The sequence below is a fragment of the Roseateles sp. genome (assembly GCF_019237615.1).
Taxonomy (GTDB): Bacteria; Pseudomonadota; Gammaproteobacteria; order Burkholderiales; family Burkholderiaceae_C; genus Pelomonas.
The window spans coordinates 1-18,085 of sequence record NZ_JAFAGT010000018.1 but is presented as its reverse complement, the minus strand read 5'-3'; the positions used below and the strand labels follow the sequence as shown (position 1 = coordinate 18,085).

Annotated in this window: 14 protein-coding genes and 1 pseudogene; 5 read left to right on the top strand and 10 right to left on the bottom strand. The window is 70.0% G+C overall.

Annotated features, from left to right (window positions below; all coding sequences use genetic code 11):
- A pseudogene (locus JOY88_RS03705) lies at positions 1–917 on the bottom strand (indolepyruvate ferredoxin oxidoreductase family protein); the annotation flags it as partial.
- Between the two features lie 110 nt (positions 918–1,027).
- Between JOY88_RS03705 and JOY88_RS03700 the strand changes: the two are divergent.
- Positions 1,028–1,498, top strand: a complete 471-nt coding sequence (locus JOY88_RS03700) for an Lrp/AsnC family transcriptional regulator (protein WP_293500455.1) — start codon at positions 1,028–1,030, stop codon at positions 1,496–1,498.
- 40 nt (positions 1,499–1,538) lie between these two features.
- A complete protein-coding gene (locus JOY88_RS03695; protein ID WP_293500454.1) occupies positions 1,539–2,549 on the top strand; it encodes a sensor domain-containing diguanylate cyclase in 1,011 nt (336 codons plus the stop codon).
- Here JOY88_RS03695 and JOY88_RS03690 read toward each other — a convergent pair.
- The 6 genes from JOY88_RS03690 to JOY88_RS03665 form a co-directional block, all read right to left on the bottom strand.
- The gene (locus JOY88_RS03690) at positions 2,521–3,528 is read right to left on the bottom strand and encodes a GGDEF domain-containing response regulator (RefSeq protein WP_293500453.1); all 1,008 of its coding nucleotides are present in this window, start codon (positions 3,526–3,528) and stop codon (positions 2,521–2,523) included. The two genes, JOY88_RS03695 and JOY88_RS03690, sit on opposite strands and share 29 nt — an antisense overlap.
- A 12-nt stretch (positions 3,529–3,540) precedes the next feature.
- Entirely contained in the window at positions 3,541–4,188 is a 648-nt protein-coding gene (locus JOY88_RS03685; protein ID WP_293500452.1) for a response regulator, read from the bottom strand.
- On the bottom strand, positions 4,185–5,855 hold the full coding sequence (locus JOY88_RS03680; RefSeq protein WP_293500451.1) for a PAS domain-containing sensor histidine kinase: 1,671 nt from the start codon (positions 5,853–5,855) through the stop codon (positions 4,185–4,187). The genes JOY88_RS03685 and JOY88_RS03680 overlap by 4 nt, the downstream gene beginning before the upstream one ends.
- Before the next feature lie 135 nt (positions 5,856–5,990).
- Positions 5,991–7,340: a c-type cytochrome biogenesis protein CcsB gene (gene ccsB, locus JOY88_RS03675; protein WP_293500449.1), complete on the bottom strand. Its 1,350-nt coding sequence runs from the start codon at positions 7,338–7,340 to the stop codon at positions 5,991–5,993.
- Positions 7,337–9,409 (bottom strand): cytochrome c biogenesis protein ResB, encoded by a 2,073-nt coding sequence (gene resB / locus JOY88_RS03670; RefSeq protein WP_293500448.1) that lies wholly within the window; start codon positions 9,407–9,409, stop codon positions 7,337–7,339. The genes ccsB and resB overlap by 4 nt, the downstream gene beginning before the upstream one ends.
- A gap of 73 nt (positions 9,410–9,482) precedes the next feature.
- Positions 9,483–10,103 (bottom strand): c-type cytochrome, encoded by a 621-nt coding sequence (locus JOY88_RS03665; protein WP_293500447.1) that lies wholly within the window; start codon positions 10,101–10,103, stop codon positions 9,483–9,485.
- A gap of 70 nt (positions 10,104–10,173) precedes the next feature.
- Here JOY88_RS03665 and yihA point away from each other — a divergent pair, with 70 nt between their 5' ends.
- Positions 10,174–10,917 carry a ribosome biogenesis GTP-binding protein YihA/YsxC gene (gene yihA, locus JOY88_RS03660; RefSeq protein ID WP_293500446.1) on the top strand — a complete coding sequence of 248 codons (744 nt, stop codon included), beginning with the start codon at positions 10,174–10,176 and terminating at the stop codon, positions 10,915–10,917.
- A 3-nt stretch (positions 10,918–10,920) separates the two neighbouring features.
- On the opposite strand, the gene JOY88_RS03655 is transcribed toward yihA, so the two are convergent.
- Positions 10,921–12,960 (bottom strand): DUF1631 family protein, encoded by a 2,040-nt coding sequence (locus JOY88_RS03655; protein WP_293500445.1) that lies wholly within the window; start codon positions 12,958–12,960, stop codon positions 10,921–10,923.
- Positions 12,961–13,129: 169 nt separating this feature from the next.
- Here JOY88_RS03655 and JOY88_RS03650 point away from each other — a divergent pair, with 169 nt between their 5' ends.
- Positions 13,130–15,244 (top strand): O-linked N-acetylglucosamine transferase, SPINDLY family protein, encoded by a 2,115-nt coding sequence (locus tag JOY88_RS03650; protein ID WP_293500444.1) that lies wholly within the window; start codon positions 13,130–13,132, stop codon positions 15,242–15,244.
- Between the two features lie 90 nt (positions 15,245–15,334).
- Here JOY88_RS03650 and groL read toward each other — a convergent pair whose 3' ends face one another.
- Both groL and groES read right to left on the bottom strand, forming a co-directional pair.
- Entirely contained in the window at positions 15,335–16,984 is a 1,650-nt protein-coding gene (gene groL, locus JOY88_RS03645) for a chaperonin GroEL (RefSeq protein WP_293500443.1), read from the bottom strand.
- Positions 16,985–17,163: 179 nt separating this feature from the next.
- Positions 17,164–17,454: a co-chaperone GroES gene (gene groES / locus JOY88_RS03640; protein ID WP_293500442.1), complete on the bottom strand. Its 291-nt coding sequence runs from the start codon at positions 17,452–17,454 to the stop codon at positions 17,164–17,166.
- Between the two features lie 111 nt (positions 17,455–17,565).
- Here groES and JOY88_RS23070 point away from each other — a divergent pair.
- The coding region (locus JOY88_RS23070; protein ID WP_367269786.1) for a GNAT family N-acetyltransferase at positions 17,566–18,085 on the top strand (520 nt) is incomplete at its 3' end.

The following is an 18,085-nucleotide window of genomic DNA, read 5'->3' as shown; positions in this document are numbered from 1 at the left end:
GCATTGGGATCGAGGTCGAGGCGGCGCAGCACTTCGATGAAGTCGTAGTGCGCCTTGCCCACCGTCACGATGCCCAGCGTGGCACGCGGGCTCACCACGATGTGCTTGTCGATGGAGTTGAGCTTGGCGAAGGCGCGCACGGCATCGAGCTTGTGCGCGAGGCGTTCCTCGAGTGCAAGCGAGGGCAGGTCCACGAGGCGGATGTGCAGATCGCTCGGGGCCGTGAAGTCCACCGGCTGGTCGAAGCTGATCGGCGTGGCATCGAGATCGACCGTCATGCCCGACTCGACGACCTCCGAGATGGCCTTGAAGCCCACCCAGGCGCCCGAGAAGCGCGACAGCGCCCAGCCGTAGAGGCCGAACTCCAGGTACTCGGCCACGTTGGCCGGATGCACCAGCGGCATGCTCCAGGCCTGCAGCGCCTGGTCGCTCTGGTGTGGAGTGCTGCTGGACACGCAGCCATGGTCGTCGCCGCAGACGACCAGCACGCCGCCCTGCGTCGACGTGCCGTAGACATTGCCATGTTTCAGCGCATCGCCGGATCGATCAACACCCGGCCCCTTGCCGTACCACATCGCGAACACGCCATCGACGGTGCGCTGCGGGTCCAGCGCCACGCGCTGTACGCCCAGGCAGGCCGTGGCTGCCAGGTCCTCGTTGATGGCGGGCAGGAACTCGATGTGGGCAGCGGTCAGGAACTTCTTGGCCTTCCACAGCTGTTGGTCCACCATGCCCAGCGGCGAGCCGCGGTAGCCGGACACGAAACCGGCCGTGTTCAGGCCGGCGCGTTCGTCCTGCTTCTTCTGCGCCAGCAGCAGCCGTACCAGGGCCTGGGTGCCGGTCAGGAAGACGGCGCCATGGTCGGCGGCGAGGTTGTCGCTGAGCTGGTAGGGACGCAGGGCGGGGGTATCGGACATCGGAGGCTCCTCGGGGCGGGAAATTCTTCCGCCTGCGACGCGGAAGAACTTGCCTCAATGCCGGCGGATTGCAGCTTGAATGAGATGATTCTTCTCCAAATGTTGGAATCATGGAAATGAACGGACTCGACCGCGCCAGCCGGCAGATCCTCGAGGCCTTGCAGGCCGATGCGCGCCTGTCGACGCAGGCCCTGGCCGAGCAGGTCGGCCTGTCGGCCACGCCGGTGTGGCGACGCGTGAAGGAGATGGAGGAGCGCGGCGTCATTCGCGCCCATGTGGCGTTGCTGGACCGCGAGAAGATCGGCCTGTCCATCTGCGTGCTGGCCAATGTCAGCCTGGTGCGGCACAGCGAGGGCGCGGTGGAGCAGTTCGAGCGGCTCGTCGCCACGCAGAGCGAGATCATCGAATGCCATGCCATCACGGGCGAGGCCGACTACGTCATCAAGGTCGTCGCGGCCGACATGAAGGCCTACGACCAGTTTCTGCAGCAGCACATCTTCAAGCTGCCCGGTGTGGCCAGCGTGCGCAGCAATGTCGTGCTGCGCGAGGTGAAGTACGAGACCGCCCTGCCGGTGGGGTGAGCCCCACCTAAAGTACGCCCGTTTCCACTCGCCGCAGGTCATGGACTCCCTCTTCGCCCAACTCTCCGATTCCGTCAGCAAGGCGCGCACGCTGGAAGATCTGACCCGGCCATTGCTGGAAATGCTGGAGGCCGTGACCGGCTTGGAGTCGACCTATCTGACGACCATCGATCTCGACCAGGGCCTGCAACATGTCGTCTTCGCGCGCAACTCGCACGAGCTGCATATCCCCGAGGGCCTGAGCGTGCCCTGGGGAGACACCCTGTGCAAGCGCGCCCTCGACGAGGGGCGGCCGTACACCGACTGCGTCGCGAGCCTCTGGGGCGACTCCGGCGCGGCGCGCCAGCTCGACATCCAGACCTATGTCAGCACGCCGGTGCGCACCGACGACGGCGGCCTGTACGGCACGCTGTGCGCCGCCAGCTCACAGCGCCACCCGCTGACGGCCGAGGCCCAGCATGTGCTGCGCCTGTTCGCCCGCCTCATCGAGCAGCATGTGGAGCGCGAGCGCCTCGTCGAGAAGCTGCAGCGGGTCAATGCCGAGCTGCAGACCCAGGCGCTGACAGACGCGCTGACTGGTCTGCTGAACCGCCGCGCGCTGATGCGCGAGCTGGCCCAGATGGCCGCGCTGGCCCAGCGCACCGGCAGCTGGCTGCTGGCCGGCGCCATCGACCTGGACGGTTTCAAGCAGATCAACGACACCCACGGCCATGACGCCGGCGACCAGTTCCTGCGCAGCATCGCCGCCCATCTGCAGGAGGCCCTGCGTGGCGGCGACGTGCTGGCGCGCATGGGCGGCGACGAGTTCGTCGTCATCGGCCTCGGCCCCAAGCTGGCAGAGGACGGCGCGGCGGCGGCGGCGTTGCTGCAGCACCGGCTTGCCTCCGCCACCGTGGGCCGGCACCCGGCCGGCGCGGCCAGCGTCGCCTATGCCGGCGCCAGCGTCGGCGTGGCCTGCCTGGACCCGCTGCGGGTCGACGCCGAGCAGGTGCTGCGCGAGTCCGACGCGGCGATGTACCGCGTCAAGCTGGCGCGCCGCCGGCAGGGCTGAGCGGGGCTTCAGCCCAGGGCACGACGGACGGTGCATGACCGCCCCCGGGCAAGGCGGTGCACAGCCGCAGTCCGCCAGTGGCGCGCGCGGCGGCCAGCGCGGCCTGTGCCGCCGCCACCACGTCGCCATGGCCGCCCGCGAGCAGGCCGGCGCCCAGGGCCAGCGCGAGTCCGTCATCGCCGACGTCCTGCCATGCCTGGCGCAGCCGCCGGTCCAGCGCGACGGCGCCAGCGGCGGTCGTGTCGGGCAGCAGCAGCGCGAAGACGGCGTCGGCATGGCGGGCCAGCAGGTCGGCCGGCCGTTGCAAGGCCTGAAGGATCAGCACGGCGACATGGCGAAGCGCGTTGTCGGCGGCGCCCCCGCCATGCTGCTGCCTGTAGGCGGCCAGGCCTCCGATGCCGACCAGCAACAGGGCCAGCGGCTGGCCGCTGCGGCGGGCGCGGCGGCATTCCAGGTCCAGCTCTTCGTCGAAGTGCGCGCGTTCGGCCAGCCCGGTCAGCGCGTCGCGGCGGGCCAGGCGCAGCAGGCGCTGGGCGGTGCGGTGCAGGCGTAGCTGCATCGCGACGCGGGCGCGCAGGGCCGGGCCGGCCACGGGCTTGGCGACGAAGTCGGCAGCGCCCAGTTTGAACACGGCCGACTCGACGCGGGCGTCGGCATGCCGGGTCAGCAGTATGACGGGCACGCCGGCCAGCACCAGGTCGGCCTTGAGGCGTCGGCAGACCTCGAAGCCGTCCATGCCGGGCATATCGGCGTCCAGCAGGATGAGCTCGGGCAGCCAGCCCTGCGCGATGGCCAGTGCCTGCCCGCCATCGGTGGCGAAGCGCAGCTGGCTGTAGCCGGACAGCAGCCGGCCCAGCGCCTGGAGCATGCCGGGGTCGGTGTCCACCAGCAGCAGTCGGGCATCGGTCAGCGGCGGCAGCAGCGCGTCGAGCCGGCTGGGCACGTCGGCGCGGGCGGGGTTGAGGAGGGTCTGCGGCATGGTGGCCTGGTTTCAGGCGTCGTTGCTGATCAGCCCATGGCGCAGCGCCAGCTTGACGAGGGCCGTCACGTCGGGCGCGCCGAGCTTGGCCATCAGCCGGCTGCGATAGCTGTCTACGGTCTTGGGCGACAGGTGCAGCGTGGCACCGATCTCGCTGCTGGAGTGGCCGTTGACGACCATGGAGACGACCTGGCGCTCGCGCACCGACAGGCCGGCGAACGGGTCCTCGCCGTCGCCCTGTGCCAGCGCGCGGGCTGCGAGTTCGGCCACGCCGGGACCGAGGTGGCGGCGGCCGCCTCGCAGTGCCGCGATAGCCTGCAGCAGTTCCTCGGACGGCGAGCCCTTGAGCACATAGCCGCTGGCGCCCAGCCGGAGCGCCATGCCAACGTGGCGCGGCTGGGCCGACATCGTCAGTACCAGCGGACGCACGGCCAGGCGGCGGCGCTGCAGCTCGGCCAGCAGCTCCATGCCGGAGCGCGGACCGACGGACAGGTCCACCAGGACGACGTCGGGCGCCAACTGCTGCAGCTGGGCCAGCGCCGTGGTGAGGTCGCCGCTGTCGCCGACGACCTCGTGCCCGGCCTCGGTCAGAAGCGCGCGCAGGCCCTGGCGCACCATGGCATGGTCGTCGACGAGGTAGACGCGGGCGGGCTGCGTCATGGCGCCTGCCAGCGCAGCGTCAGCTGGGTACCACCGGCGGCGCGCGGGCCCAGCGCCAGCGTCGCGCCGATGGCGCGGGCACGCTCGCGCATGCCGATGAGGCCGAAATGGCCGGGGCGACGCTCGAAGCCGGCTGCCAGGCCGCGGCCGTCGTCGGCCACGCCCAACTCGACCTCGTCGGCAAAACCGTAAAGGCTCAGCCTGATCTCGGCGGGCTGCGCGTGGCGCAGTGCGTTCTCCAGGCCTTCGCGGGCAATCATGAAGAGGGCGTACTCGACGGGGCCGGGCCAGCGCTGCGCCAGCAGTTCGGCCTCGACGTCCAGCGCCAGACGCACGCCGGGGTGCAGCGCGCGGCGCTGGGCGAGCTCGTTGTCCAACGCGGCGGCCAGGCCTTCGTCCTCCAGCAGCGGCGGGCGCAGGCCCACGAGAGCCTGGCGCACTTCGCGCAAGGCCTGGTCGGTGAGGTCGCGAGCCTGGTCACGGGCGCCTGCGGCGCCGAGATCCAGCGTCAGGCGCAGCGCGGTCAGCGTCTGGCCCAGTTGGTCGTGCAGGGCCAGGGCCAGGCGCTGCGTCGTGCGGCGCTCCTGGTCCATCAACTGCTCCGCCAGTGCCGACAGCGTGGCCTCGGCGTCCACCTGCACGGAGATGTCGACGACGACACACAGCAGCAGCGCGCGGCCTGCCAGCTCCACCGGCTCGGCCACCAGCTTGGCGTGCAGCCGGGCGCCAGAGGCCGGGCGCAGCTCGCGATGGGCGGTCTCGGTGCGGCCGGCCGTGCCCGGCAGCGGCGCCAGGCCCAGGGCGGCGGCCGTCTGGCCGGCGACCGAGGGTGTGGGCCAACCCAGCTGGCGGGCAAATTCGTCGTTGGCCTCGATGACGGTCTCGCTGGCGATGTCGATGACCGCGATGCCGACGGGCACCATGTGGAATAGGGCGCGGAACTTGGCCTGGCTGTCGCTCAGGGCCTGCTCGGTGAACTTGGAGGTCGTCACGTCGGACAGCATGGCCAGCACGCGTGCAGGCTGGCCCTGGGCGTCGCGCTCAGTCCAGCCCTGGCAGCGCAGCCAGCGCGGTGCGGGGCCGGCCAGGCGCAGCTCGAGGTCCAGTGGCGCGCCATGCCGCAGGTGGGATTGCAGGGCAGCCCGCCACAGCCCCTGGTCGTCGGCCTGCAGGCGCTCGGCGAGGCGGCCGGGGCCGCCCAGCAGGGCCAGCGCGCGCGGCGAAAGGTACTCGCTGTCGGCGGCGATCTCCCATTCCCACAGGCCGTCAGCCGCGCCCTGCATCGCGCGGGCATAGCGGGCCTGCTCGGCGTCCAGCGCGGCCTGGGCGCTGATGTCGCGGGTGATGTAGAGCCAGCCAGCGCCATCCCCTGGCAGCGGCACGATGCTGGCCTCGAAGCGGGCCAGGCGGCCGCCGGCCGTGCGCAGCGCGTAGCCCACCCGCTGCGGGCCGGAGCCGCAGGCGGCCACCGTCCGGCGCGCCAGCGCCGGCGGGCCGACGCTGTGCAGCGGGCGGCCCTGCAGCGTCGGCCAGGGGGCGTGCAGGTCGGCGTGGTCGGGCCGGTTGCAGGCCGCGAAGCGCAGGTCGGGGCCGATCAGGAAGCAGAGATCGGGCAGGGTCGCCGCGATGGCGGGTGCGGCCCGGATCCAGGGATCCGGTTCATGCATCTTGCGGGCCGAGCGCTGGGCCGCTCGCGAGCCGGCCTGCGTTGGGGATGTGCTTGCGGCTCAATGCCGCAAGCATCGCCGTCCCCTCGGGCGGTCTGCAAGACCGGCCAAGGTACGCCCTGGACGGGGAACTCATCAAAGCGTGCCGTAGCTGTGCAGGCCCGAGAGGAACATGTTGACGCCGAGGAAGGCGAAGGTGGTCACCAGCAGGCCGACCAGCGCCCACCAGGCAGAGGTCATGCCGCGCAGGCCCTTCATCAGCCGCATGTGCAGCCAGGCCGCGTAGTTGAGCCAGACGATCAGCGCCCAGGTCTCCTTGGGGTCCCAGCTCCAGTAGCCGCCCCAGGCCTCGGCGGCCCAGAAGGCGCCCAGGATGGTGGCGATGGTGAAGAAGGCGAAGCCCAGCGCGATGGCCTTGTACATGAGGTCGTCGAGCTGAGGCAGGTCGGGCAGTCGCGCCGTCAGGTGGCCTCGCAGCGCGATGGCCAGGGCCAGGAAGGCGGCGACGCCGGTGATCTTGTAGGCCCAGCCGTTCAGGCCGGCGGCGGTGGCCGCATCCGGTGCGGTGCCGAAGCGCACGGCGAGGATGAGCGCGACGATGCCCAGCGGCATGGCGATGAGACCGATGACGAGCGCGCGCGTCGTCGCCGTCTTCAGCAGGTAGGCCAGGGCCACCATGGCCGCCAGCGCGAAGCTGCCGTAGCCGACGAAATTGGCCGGCACGTGGATCTTCATCCACCAGCTCTGCAGGGCCGGCACCAGGGGCTGGATCTCCTGGGCGTCGCGTGCCACCGTGTACCAGAGCAGGAAGCTGACCGCGCCGCTGACGACCAGCATCACGTAGGCGCCCAGCGAGCGTGTCGCGAAGCGAGCCTCATAGTAGAGGTAGAACAGCGTCGTCATCCAGCAGAACAGCACGAAGACCTCGTAGAGGTTGCTGACCGGGATGTGGCCGATGTCGGGGCCGATCTGGTGGCTCTCGTACCAGCGCACCATGGTGCCCACCAGCGCCATGAAGACGCCACCCCAGGCCAGCTTGGAGCCGATGACCTCGGCCACGCTGTTGCGGCCGGCGCCGGTGAAGAAGCCGCCCCAGTAGAACAGCATGCTCATGTAGAACAGCAGGCTCATCCAAAGGATGGCGCTCTGGCTGGACAGCAGGTACTTCAGCCAGAAGACCTGCTCGCCAGCGGCAAGGTCCGCGCCGAAGCCGTCCGTGTGCTGGCCGTACAACGCGATGGCCGCGAGCGTGGCCGCGCCGGTGGCCACGCACAGCGTGCGCAGGGGCTTCCAGAACCAGCCCAGCGCGATCAGCGTCGGCATGGCGCACAGCAGGATTCCCTGCTCGTAGACGTCCATGCTTGCGTGGTAGCGGCTGAAGGCATAGCCGCCGCCCAGCAGCACGAGGAGGGCGAAGACCCAGTCGAGGGCGTCGCGGCGCTGCAACGCATGGCGGCGCGGCAGGTCGTAGGTGGTGGTGTTCATGAGGGCTCCTTCAGCACGGCGGCCTTGAGCTGGGCGAAGAGGGTGGCGTTGTCCGGCGATTCGCGGGTGCTGGACAGGGCCATGCGCACCTGCGAGCTGGCCAGGGCGGCTCCGGGGGTGATCCAGACCCACAGTCGCCGCTCCTTGACGTAGAGCATGGCGAAGACGCCGACGATGAGCAAGAGGGCGCCCAGATAGACCAGCTTCTGGCCAGGGGCGCGCGCGACCTGGAAGACGCTGGCCTGCACCTGCTCGAAATCCTGCAACTGCAGTAGAACCGGCGAGGGGTAGTAGAGGCTGTCCGACAGCGACAGCACGGCCTGGGTCATGAAGCCCTGGGCCGCGGCATCGGCAGCCGCGGGCGGGAGGCCGGCGCGTTCGCGGGCGAGCTGGTGCAGCTCGAACAGGCCGCCGTTGAGGATGCGCAGCAGCACCTCCGAGACGCGCTGGCGGTCGGACTCGGGCACGTCGCGCTCGATGAACTGGGACAGCGCCGGCAGGCCGCCCTTGACCTCGTCGCCCGGCTTGGCGGCGGCGCCCGAGAACAGCGTCAGCGCGCGCTGGGCGGTGAGCATGAGCTGCGGCGTCAGATGGGGCTGGTGGGGCGGCGTGGCCGCGGCCGCGTAGCGCTGCGCGGCGGCATCGCGCAGCGCCGGGTCGGCCAGGGCCTGGCGCAGGCGCAGCCAGTCGTCCAGGCTGCCGTTCTCGTCGGCCGGAATGCGCAGGTAGCGGAAGTTCTCGGCCGGTGTGTCGCGCACGCCGGCGAGGAAGAGCTTCTGGCCGTCCAGCTCGACGGGCAGCATGTAGTTGTTGTACTCGCGTGCCTGGCCGGAGGCGTCGCGCAGCCGGTAGCTGAAGCTGGGGCCGACGTTGTGCAAGGCCTTGGCCGAGTTGGACTTGGCGCCGCTGCCGAGGTGCTTGCCCAGTGCATCGCCGAGGTCGACCTTGCGCACGTCGGCGCCGCTGGAGCTGCCTTCGCCGGCCAGGTTCTCCACGTTGATGACGCGCAGGCCGTCCAGCTCCAGCGTCTGCTCGCCGAAGCCCAGCTTGGTGCCGACACGGCCCTCGATGGGCAGCGGCGTGCCGCCATGGGTCAGCGGCAGGGCACGGAGCTTGAGCTTGCTGCCGCCGTCCTCGAAGCTGCTCTGGTAGATGGCCAGGCCGTCGTGGATGACGGGCTCGTTGACCTTGACCGTGGCCTCGCGCCGCGTCGCGCCGTCGCGGATGACGATGTCGCTGGCAAAGCTCTTGGGCATGCCGGTGGGGTAGTAGTCGACGCTGAACTTCTTCAGCTCGATGTCGAAGGGCAGGTCCTGCAGCACGACGCCGCTGGGCAGGCTGAGCACGGCGATGCCCTGGCGCTGGTGTTCGGCGACCGAGACGTTGCCGCGGAAGCTCGGGTTGGCCGTGGAGAGGCGGTGTTCGGGCTTGATGTCGGACACGAAGCCGGAGCCGGTGTAGAGCTGCTTGCCCTGCAGCCACATCGCCAGCTTGACCATGGCGTTGCCGTCCAGCACGCCGCCGACGAGGATGAGCACGATGGCCGAGTGCGCTGCCAGGTAGCCGAGCCTGTTGGCCGCGCCGCGGCGGGCGGCGACCATGATGCCGTTGTCGCGCTGCTGCACGCGGGCCCTCCAGCCCAGCTGGGTCAGCGTCGCGCCGATCTCGGCCAGCGCCATCTGCGGGTTGCAGGGCAGTTCGGCGATGGCCTTGTGGTGGTGGGCCTGCAGCGACTGCTCGCGCACGCCTTCCTTGTAGCTCTTCAGGTCGACCAGGATCTTGGGCGCGTTGCGCGCGATGCACAGGCTGGTCGACACGACCAGGAAGGCCAGGATGACGAGGAACCAGGGCGCGCTGTAGACCGTGTACAGCCCCAGCTTGCCGAACACCTCGGCCCAGAAGGGGCCGAACTGGTTGATGTAGTTGCCCATGGGCTCGCTCTGGCGCAGCACGGTGCCGATGACCGAGGCGATGCAGATCACGCTGAGCAGTGCGATGGCGAAGCGCATGGACGAGAGCAGGTCCAGCAGTTCGCGGGTGACGGAGGAGCGGGGGGGAGCTTGGGACATCGGGCGCTGGAGCGGGGCGGAAAAAAAGGCCGGTGGGGAGCACCGGCCTTCGTTCTCGAGGCTTGCGGAAGGTCTAGCGCAGGCCGGCGATGTAGTCGGAGACTGCCTTGATTTCCGCGTCGTTCATCTTGGCGGCGACGGTCGTCATGACGGGGTTGTTGGCGCGGGCGCCGCTACGGAAGGCCGTCATCTGGGCCTCGACGTAGTCGCCATGCTGGCCGCCCAGGCGCGGGTACTGGGCCGGCAGGCCGGAGCCGGTCGGGCCATGGCAGCCGGCGCAGGCGGGCACGTTGCGCTCGGCGATGCCGCCGCGGTAGATCTTCTCGCCCAGCATCACGGTGGCCTTGTTCTTGGCGAAGCCGGGCTTGGCGGTCTTGCCGGCGTAGAAGGCGGACACGTTGCGGATGTCCTCCTCCGACAGCGGGGCGGCCATGCCGCTCATGACGGCGTTCTTGCGCTTGCCGGACTTGAACTCGGCCAGCTGCTTGGCGAGGTATTCGGGATGCTGGCCCTGCAGGATGGGGTTGGCCGGGCTGCCGCGCGAACCGTCGGCCGTGTGGCAGGCTGCGCACACCTGGGAGGAGATGGCGCCACCCTTGGCGAGGTCGGGCTTGGCCGACGCGGCGGCGGCCTCGTTCGCATGGGCCGTGGCGGCCAGCAGCAGACTCGACAGGAGGAAGGCGACAGTCTTCATGGATTTATGGGGTTTCGTTGGGCGCAACTTCCGAATTTTACAATGCTGAATCACAGCGTCCGCCCTTGCCATGACCAACGAAATCCCTGATGCAGCGCCCGCCGAGCCGGCCACCGAAAAGCTCGCGCTGGCCTGGACGCACACCGCGCGCTTCCTGACCACGGCCAGCCAGCTCATCCACCTGCCGCCCACGGAACTGCCCGAGATTGCCTTCGTGGGCCGCTCCAACGCCGGCAAGTCCACGGCCATCAACACGCTGGCGCAGCAGAAGCGCCTGGCCTTCGCGTCCAAGACGCCTGGCCGGACCCAGCACATCAACCTGTTCGCGCTGGGCCCCAAGGACGTGCCTGATGCCCTCTTCGCCGACCTGCCCGGCTATGGCTATGCGGCCGTGGCCAAGGCGGCCAAGCTGCGCTGGCAGAAGGTGATGGCTGACTACCTGGAGGTGCGGCGCAGCCTGTCCGGCGTCGTGCTGATGGTGGATTCGCGGCTGGGGCTGACCGACCTGGACCGGCAACTGCTGGAGTTCGTCGCCGCTCGCGTCGCGACCGGCGAGATCAAGCTGCTGGTGCTGCTGACCAAGTCCGACAAGCTCAACCGCAAGGAGGCGGACGCGGCGCTGCGCGCGACCACCGAATTCCTGGCCGGCATGACGACCGAGCATTCCGACGTCGCGGTGACGCTGTTCTCGGCGCTGAAGAAGAGCGGCGTCGGCGATGTGGCGCTGGCGCTGCGCGAATGGGTGCTGGCGCACCGGCTGCCCGAAGCGGTTTCGGCCGAGCCGGCGGGCGCGCCCGTGCCACCCGCGGACTGAGGCTCAGCCGCCGTCGAGGTCGCTCATCAGCGTGTCGACGGCGCGCTGCACGACGCTGTCCTCCTCGAGTGCGGCGATGAGGCCGTTGGCCAGCAAGGCCTCCAGCGCGCGGCGCGTCAGCGGCAGGCGCGCATCGGCCTCGCGACCGACGAACAGCATGAACTGGCGGCCCTCGCCGATCCAGGCGATCTGCGCGGTATGCCAGTCACCCTGGATGAACAGGTGGAACCAGCGGCCGATCGCCAGGCCCTCGATCCATCGCTGCAGCGCTGCGCGCGCGTCGGGCGAGTCGTTCTCGTTGTAGAGCTGCACCGGCACGGTGGGCAACTCGCCGCGGTCGACGTCGGCGCTCAGCCAATGCGAGGGCACCTGGGAGTCGCGTTCCTCCATCAGGCGCCGCACGATCTCGTCGGCCGAGGCTGGCGCCGCATCGCTCGCGGCCGCCGGCCGGGGCGGGATGGCGCGGCGTTCGGCCGGGTCCAGCGCCGGCAGTCCGCGCAACAGGCGGGCGTGCTGGGCCATCAGCTCCGACAGCGGCGGCTCGCGACGGGCGTCGGGTAGCTGGATGCTGTCGCAGCCGGTGACCAGGCGCTCGATGAGGACGGGCAGGCGCATGCGCAGTGCCTCGCGGTCGGCGAGGTCGCGCGGCGTGGTGAGGCTGTCGATGACGGCGTCGACGACCTCCGCCGCAGCCTCGGCCTCGGGCGAATCGCGGCCGTGACGCACCATGGCCGCGACGATGACCTCGATCCAGCTCGTCTGCAGGAAGCGGTGCATGCGCGGGCCCAGCGGCGCGCTCACCATCTGGTGGTCGACCTGCTCACGCAGCAACTGGCGCCATTCGGCGCGCAGGTGCTCGCGCTCCAGCGCGGCCAGCGCGACGGCATTGCGTTCGCCGCTCTGGCGGGCCTGCTGGTCGATCTGGGCGTCCACGCGCGCCAGTGCCTGCTGGAAGAGCAGGGCCGTGGGCGTCGGCGCGTCGACGAGCAACTGGGCTTCGGCCTCCATGAGGCGCAGGAAGTCGACCAGGCGCGGGTCGTCGCCGCGCTCGAAGGCCATGCCATGGGCGGCGACGCGGTTCAGCAGTGCCCAGGTGGGGTGGTCCTGGCTGCGCAGCAGTGTGCTGTCGGCGCGGGCCAGGCGCACGACGGCGATCTGCAGCCGCGCCAGCAGGGCCTTCAGCGGCGGCAGCAGGCGCGGGTCGGCCAGGATCTGGTCGTAGAGCCGGCTGAGCATGTCCGGCCCCGTCGTGCGCACGAACGGGGCCGTGGCCCGCGGATCGCGCGGTGCCGCCCGGGTCGCCAGGCCCTGGGGCCGCGAGTTGACGGCGTCGACGCGGCGCGACAGGCCGTCCAGCGTAGCGCGGGTCGTCGGCTGCGCGCCTATGCCACGGGCGGCGGCCAGGCGCTGGTGGGCCAGCGGATCGCTGCGGGCATTGGCGTGCGAGGCCACCATGTCGCCGATGTCGGCGTCGTGCAGCGCCGCGCAGGCCTGGGCGTAGAGGCGGTGCAGCGCGCGGGCCAGAGGCAGGGCGGCCACGCGCATCAGCTCGTACTGGGCCTGGGCGCCAAGCGGGCTGGCCGCCAGCGCGTGATGCAGCGCATGGGCGAAAAGTGCGGGGCGCAGCGGGTTGTCACGTTCGCGGGCTCGCGCGATGCCGCGCAGCGCGGCGTAGAAATTGCCGATCTGGTGCAGCTCGGCGCGGCTCAGCTCCTCGGCCGTTTGCACGACATGAGCGATCGCCACGTCTTGCAGGGCCTGGTGTTCGTCGACGAGACTCAGGCTCTCCAGGCCGCTGAACTGCAGCGGGGCGCGGTGCAGCGGGTCATCGCCCCGGCGGCCGACCTGCAGCAGCTCGATGAGCTTGCCCTCGAAGTCGGCCGCGAAATGGTTGCGCACCTTGCGCCAAGCTTCACGCAGCGGGTAGTGCTGGGGCCGGGCATCGAGTTCGTCCTGCACCACGTTCAACAGTTCGCGAGCCAGTGGGCCGGCCTCGGTCAGCGCGTGGTCGAGCAGGTCGTGGGGATGCAGGCTGGAGAGCATGGAGGGAGCGGAACGGCGAGATGAGATTATCTGGCGCGAGCCTGGTGCATCCTGGCGTGTTGCCCCCTCTTACCTCCCCCCGAAACCCATGGCTAACGCCGGACTTCAAGACCTTTTCACGCTTTTTCAGGCCGGTCGACACGCCGAGATGGCGGCGCTGGCGCGCGCCATGCTTGCGCAGCAGCCGCAGGAGGGGGCGCTGTGGAAGGCCTTGTCCGTGGCCCAGCAGATGCTCGGCGAGGACGCGTTGCCGGCCCTGCAGCGCGCGCTGGCGCTGCTGCCGGGCGACGCGGAGCTGGCGGCCAACCTGGGCACGCTGCTGGCGGCCCGTGGCCGCTGGGCCGAGGCATGCGCGGCCTGCGAGCGGGCGCTGCGCCTGCAGCCGCGACTGGCCGGCGCGCACAACAACCATGGCAATGCGCTGCTGGCGCTGCGCCGGCCGGCCGAGGCGCTGGCGGCCTTCGACGCGGCGCTGGCACTGCAGCCGGGGTTGGTCGCGGCCCTCGGCAACCGTGCACGCGCGCTGCTGGCCCTGGCCCGCCACGACGAGGCGGCCCAGGCCTTCGCACTGGCCGTCGCCGCGCGGCCTGGCGACGTCGGCCTGCGGATGCACGCGGCCACGGCATTGACTGCAGCCGGTCGTGCGACCGAGGCGGTGGCCCGGCTCCGCGAAGCCGTGGTGCTGGCGCCCGACCACACCGAGGCCTGGTTCACGCTCGGCAACCTGCTCAACGACTGTGGCGATGCGGCCGGCGCCGCCGAGGCCTGGGAGCGGTTGCTGGCGCGGGACGCGGGCCATGCGGAGGCCGCCTGCAACCTGAGCCTGCTGCGCCCCGAACGCGGCGAGGCCGTGCTGGGCGCGGCGCTGGTGGCTGGCGTGGGCGGCGAGCGCCGTGCGGCCGTGCTGGCCAACCTGGGCGGGCTGAGGCTGCAGGAGGGGCGCTTCGGCGCGGCCGTGGCCGCCTACCGCGAGGCGCTGGCCGAGGTGCCCGACTCGCCCCAGGCGCTGAGCAATCTCGCCCAGGCCCTGAAGCGCCAGGGCGCGCTGGACGAGGCAGATGCGGTGCTGGGGCGGCTGATCGAGCGCCATCCGGCCCTGCCGACCGCGCGCAGCGACCGGCTGCTGTTGCGCAGCTATCGCCAAGCCGGCGTCGAAGTGGCCGCGGCGCTGCGGGCCGAGGCGTCGGACTTCGGGCGTGTCGTGCGAACCACGCCGGTACCGCGGCCGGCGCGTCCAGTGGGGCCGCTGCGCGTGGGTTTGGTGTCCGCCGACCTGCGCGGCCATCCGGTCGGGCGCCTGGCCGAGGCCTGGCTGCCGGCATTGGCCGCGCGCTGCGAGCTGTCGGTCTATGCGAATGCGCGGGTCGACGATGCGCTGACGCAGCGGCTGCGCGAAGCGGTGCCGCGCTGGGTGCGGGCCACGGATCTCGACGACGCGGCGCTGGCGGCGCGCATCGCCGACGACGGCATCGCCGTGCTGATCGACCTGAGCGGGCACACGGGCGGCCACCGGCTGGGGGTGTTCGCGCGGCGGCCCGCGCCGCGGCAGTTCAGCTGGCTCGGGTATGCGGCCAGCACAGGGCTGGCAGAGATGGACGGCTTCATCGGCGACCGCTGGTTGCTGCCGGCGGGCGCCGAGGCCCAGTTCGTCGAGCCGCTGTTGCGGCTGCCGCACAGCTTCGTGGCCTATGCGCCGCCCGCCGATGCGCCGGCCGTGCAGCCGCTGGGCGATACACCGCGCTTTGGCAGCTTCAACGCCCTGCACAAGCTGGGCGACCCGGTGCTGGCGCTGTGGGCGCGCGTGCTGGACGCGACGCCCGGCAGCCGGCTGCTGGTCAAGGCGCCGGGGCTGCAGCACGAGGCCGAGCGCGCGGCGCTGCTGAGCCGCTGGCCGGGCGACGCGAGCCGGCTGGAGCTGGAGGGCCCGGGCCCGCTGGCCGACTACCTGGCCGCCTTTGGCCGCGTGGACATCGCGCTCGACCCCTTCCCGCATAGCGGCGGCATGACGACGCTGGACGGGCTGTGGATGGGCGTGCCGGTGCTGACGCTGCCCGGGCCGGCGCCGATCTCGCGCCAGGGCCTGAGCTTCATGCAGGCGCTGGGCCTGGCCGAGGGGTGGGTGGCGACCGACGCGGACGACTTCGTGCACCTGGCCCAGGCCCGCCTGCAGGGCCGCACGGCGCTGGCCGCCCTGCGAGCCGGGTTGCGCGAGCGCATGGCCGCCAGCGCGCTGTGCGACGGCGGCGGGCTCGCCGACGCGCTGCTGGCGCTCGTGACGGCATGAGGCACGTCGGCGATTGATGCCGGAATGAAAAAAGGGGCTGCTCGCGCAGCCCCTTTGTTCGTCAGCGACGGGTGTGTCGCCGGCGTGGACTTACATGTCCATGCCGCCCATGCCACCCATGCCGCCCATGCCACCGGGCATGCCGCCGGCAGCGGCTTCTTCCTTGGGCGCCTCGGCGACCATGGCTTCGGTCGTGAGCATCAGCGACGCGACGGACGCGGCGTTCTGCAGTGCCGTGCGGGTGACCTTGGTCGGGTCCAGGATGCCCATCTCGATCATGTCGCCATAGGTGTCGTTGGCGGCATTGAAGCCGTAGTTGCCCTTGCCGGCCAGCACGGCGTTGACGACGACGGAGGCCTCGCCGCCGGCGTTGTAGACGATCTCGCGCAGCGGGGCTTCGATGGCCTTCAGGACCAGCTTGATGCCGGCGTCCTGGTCGGCGTTGTCGCCCTTGATGTCGCCAGCGGCTTGCTTGGCGCGCAGCAGGGCCACGCCGCCACCGGCGACGATGCCTTCCTCGACGGCGGCACGGGTGGCGTGCAGCGCGTCTTCCACGCGAGCCTTCTTTTCCTTCATCTCGACTTCGGTGGCAGCGCCGACCTTGATGACGGCCACGCCGCCGGCCAGCTTGGCCACGCGCTCTTGCAGCTTCTCGCGGTCGTAGTCGCTGGTGGCTTCCTCGATCTGGATGCGCACTTGCTTGACGCGGGCCTCGATGTCGGCAGCGGCACCGGCGCCATCGATGATGGTGGTGTTTTCCTTGCCCACTTCGACGCGCTTGGCCTGGCCCAGGTCAGCCAGCGTGACCTTCTCCAGCGACAGGCCGACTTCCTCGGCGATGACCTTGCCGCCCGTCAGGATGGCGATGTCTTCCAGCATGGCCTTGCGGCGGTCGCCGAAGCCCGGGGCCTTGACGGCGACGACCTTCAGGATGCCGCGGATGGTGTTGACCACCAGGGTCGCCAGGGCTTCGCCCTCGACTTCCTCGGCAATGATCAGCAGCGGACGGCCGGCCTTGGCGACGGCTTCCAGCGTGGGCAGCAGGTCGCGGATGTTGGACACCTTCTTGTCGTACAGCAGCACGAAGGGGTTGTCCAGGATCGCGGATTGCTTTTCCGGGTTGTTGATGAAGTAGGGCGACAGGTAGCCGCGGTCGAACTGCATGCCTTCGACGACGTCCAGCTCGTTGTTCAGGCTCTTGCCGTCTTCGACGGTGATGACGCCTTCCTTGCCGACCTTGTCCATCGCGTTGGCGATGATCTGGCCGACGTCGGCATCGCTGTTGGCCGAGATCGTGCCGACCTGGGCGATTTCCTTGGAGGTCGTGGTGGCCTTGGAGGCCTTCTTCAGCTCGGCGACCAGGGCCTGCACGGCCTTGTCGATGCCGCGCTTCAGGTCCATCGGGTTCATGCCGGCGGCCACGTACTTCATGCCTTCGCGCACGATGGCCTGAGCCAGCACGGTGGCGGTGGTGGTGCCGTCACCGGCGTTGTCGGAGGTCTTGGAAGCGACTTCCTTGACCATCTGCGCGCCCATGTTCTGGAGCTTGTCCTTCAGCTCGATTTCCTTGGCCACGGACACGCCGTCCTTGGTCACGGTGGGGGCGCCGAACGAGCGTTCCAGCACCACGTTGCGGCCCTTGGGACCCAGGGTCACCTTGACCGCATTGGCCAGGATGTTCACGCCTTCGACCATGCGGGCACGGGCTTCGCCGCCGAAAATTACGTCTTTTGCTGCCATGTTGATTCTCCGAATTCGATTGGGATTGACTACGCCCCAGAAGCGCTCTATCGGCGCGAAAGGAAAGCGTAGCGAGCGGTGAGAGGGCTAGGCGGACGGAGCGCAGGAACCGGAACGTACTTCGTGTACGTGAGGATTCCGAGCACCGCCCAACGACGCCATCTCGCCGCGCAGTAGCTTTACTTCGCGACGACGGCGAAGAGGTCTTCTTCGCGCATGACGAGCAGCTCTTCGCCGTCGACCTTGACCGACTGGCCGCTGTACTTGCCGAACAGCACGCGGTCGCCCACGGCGACGTTCAGGGCGATGAATTCACCCTTGTCGTTGCGCTTGCCCGGGCCCACGGCCAGCACTTCGCCCTGGTCGGGCTTCTCGGCGGCGTTGTCGGGGATGACGATGCCCGAGGCCGTCTTGGTTTCTTGTTCCAGGCGCTTAACGATCACGCGATCGTGCAGAGGACGCAGTTTCATCACAACTCCTTGAGTAACTCAGGTCTAGGTTTGCGAAACGCCAGATCCATCTTCAGGGGTCTGGCGTTCCGAATCTCATTGTTAGCACTCAAAGGCTTCGAGTGCTAGCAGATGATTATAGGGGCGACGGATGGGCTTTCAAGAGGGGGCATTTGCCGATCTGTTGTCGCGCTTCGAGATCAGTCGCATCTGTTTCACTTGTTCGTCGCCAAGGCGTTTCAAGGCCAGCGCTTGGCCAGCAAGCTATGGAGTATCGTCAAGACGGAAGCCCTGCAAGCGGGCAATCTTGGGGAGTTCACGGTCAACGCCAGATTTAGACCCAATCCTGCGCCGAGTAAGGGGCGCAGCGGCGCCTATATCTCACTCTCACGCCGTGCGACACCTTGCAAGCGCGTTGCTCAAGGCCTCGTTGCATCAGGCTGCTTGCGGAAGAAATTCCTCGAGAAGCACGACAAGGGCCAGGACACCCAAGGTGTCGCCCCCGTCAAGCGCAGGCGCCGTTGCTTTGACCCCGCACCTGGCTACCCCTCACCCCGCCACCAACGGCAAGCGCATCACGAATTCCGAGCCCCGGCCCAGCCTGGATTCGACATCGATACGCCCTTGATGCAGCTGCACCACCATCTTGACC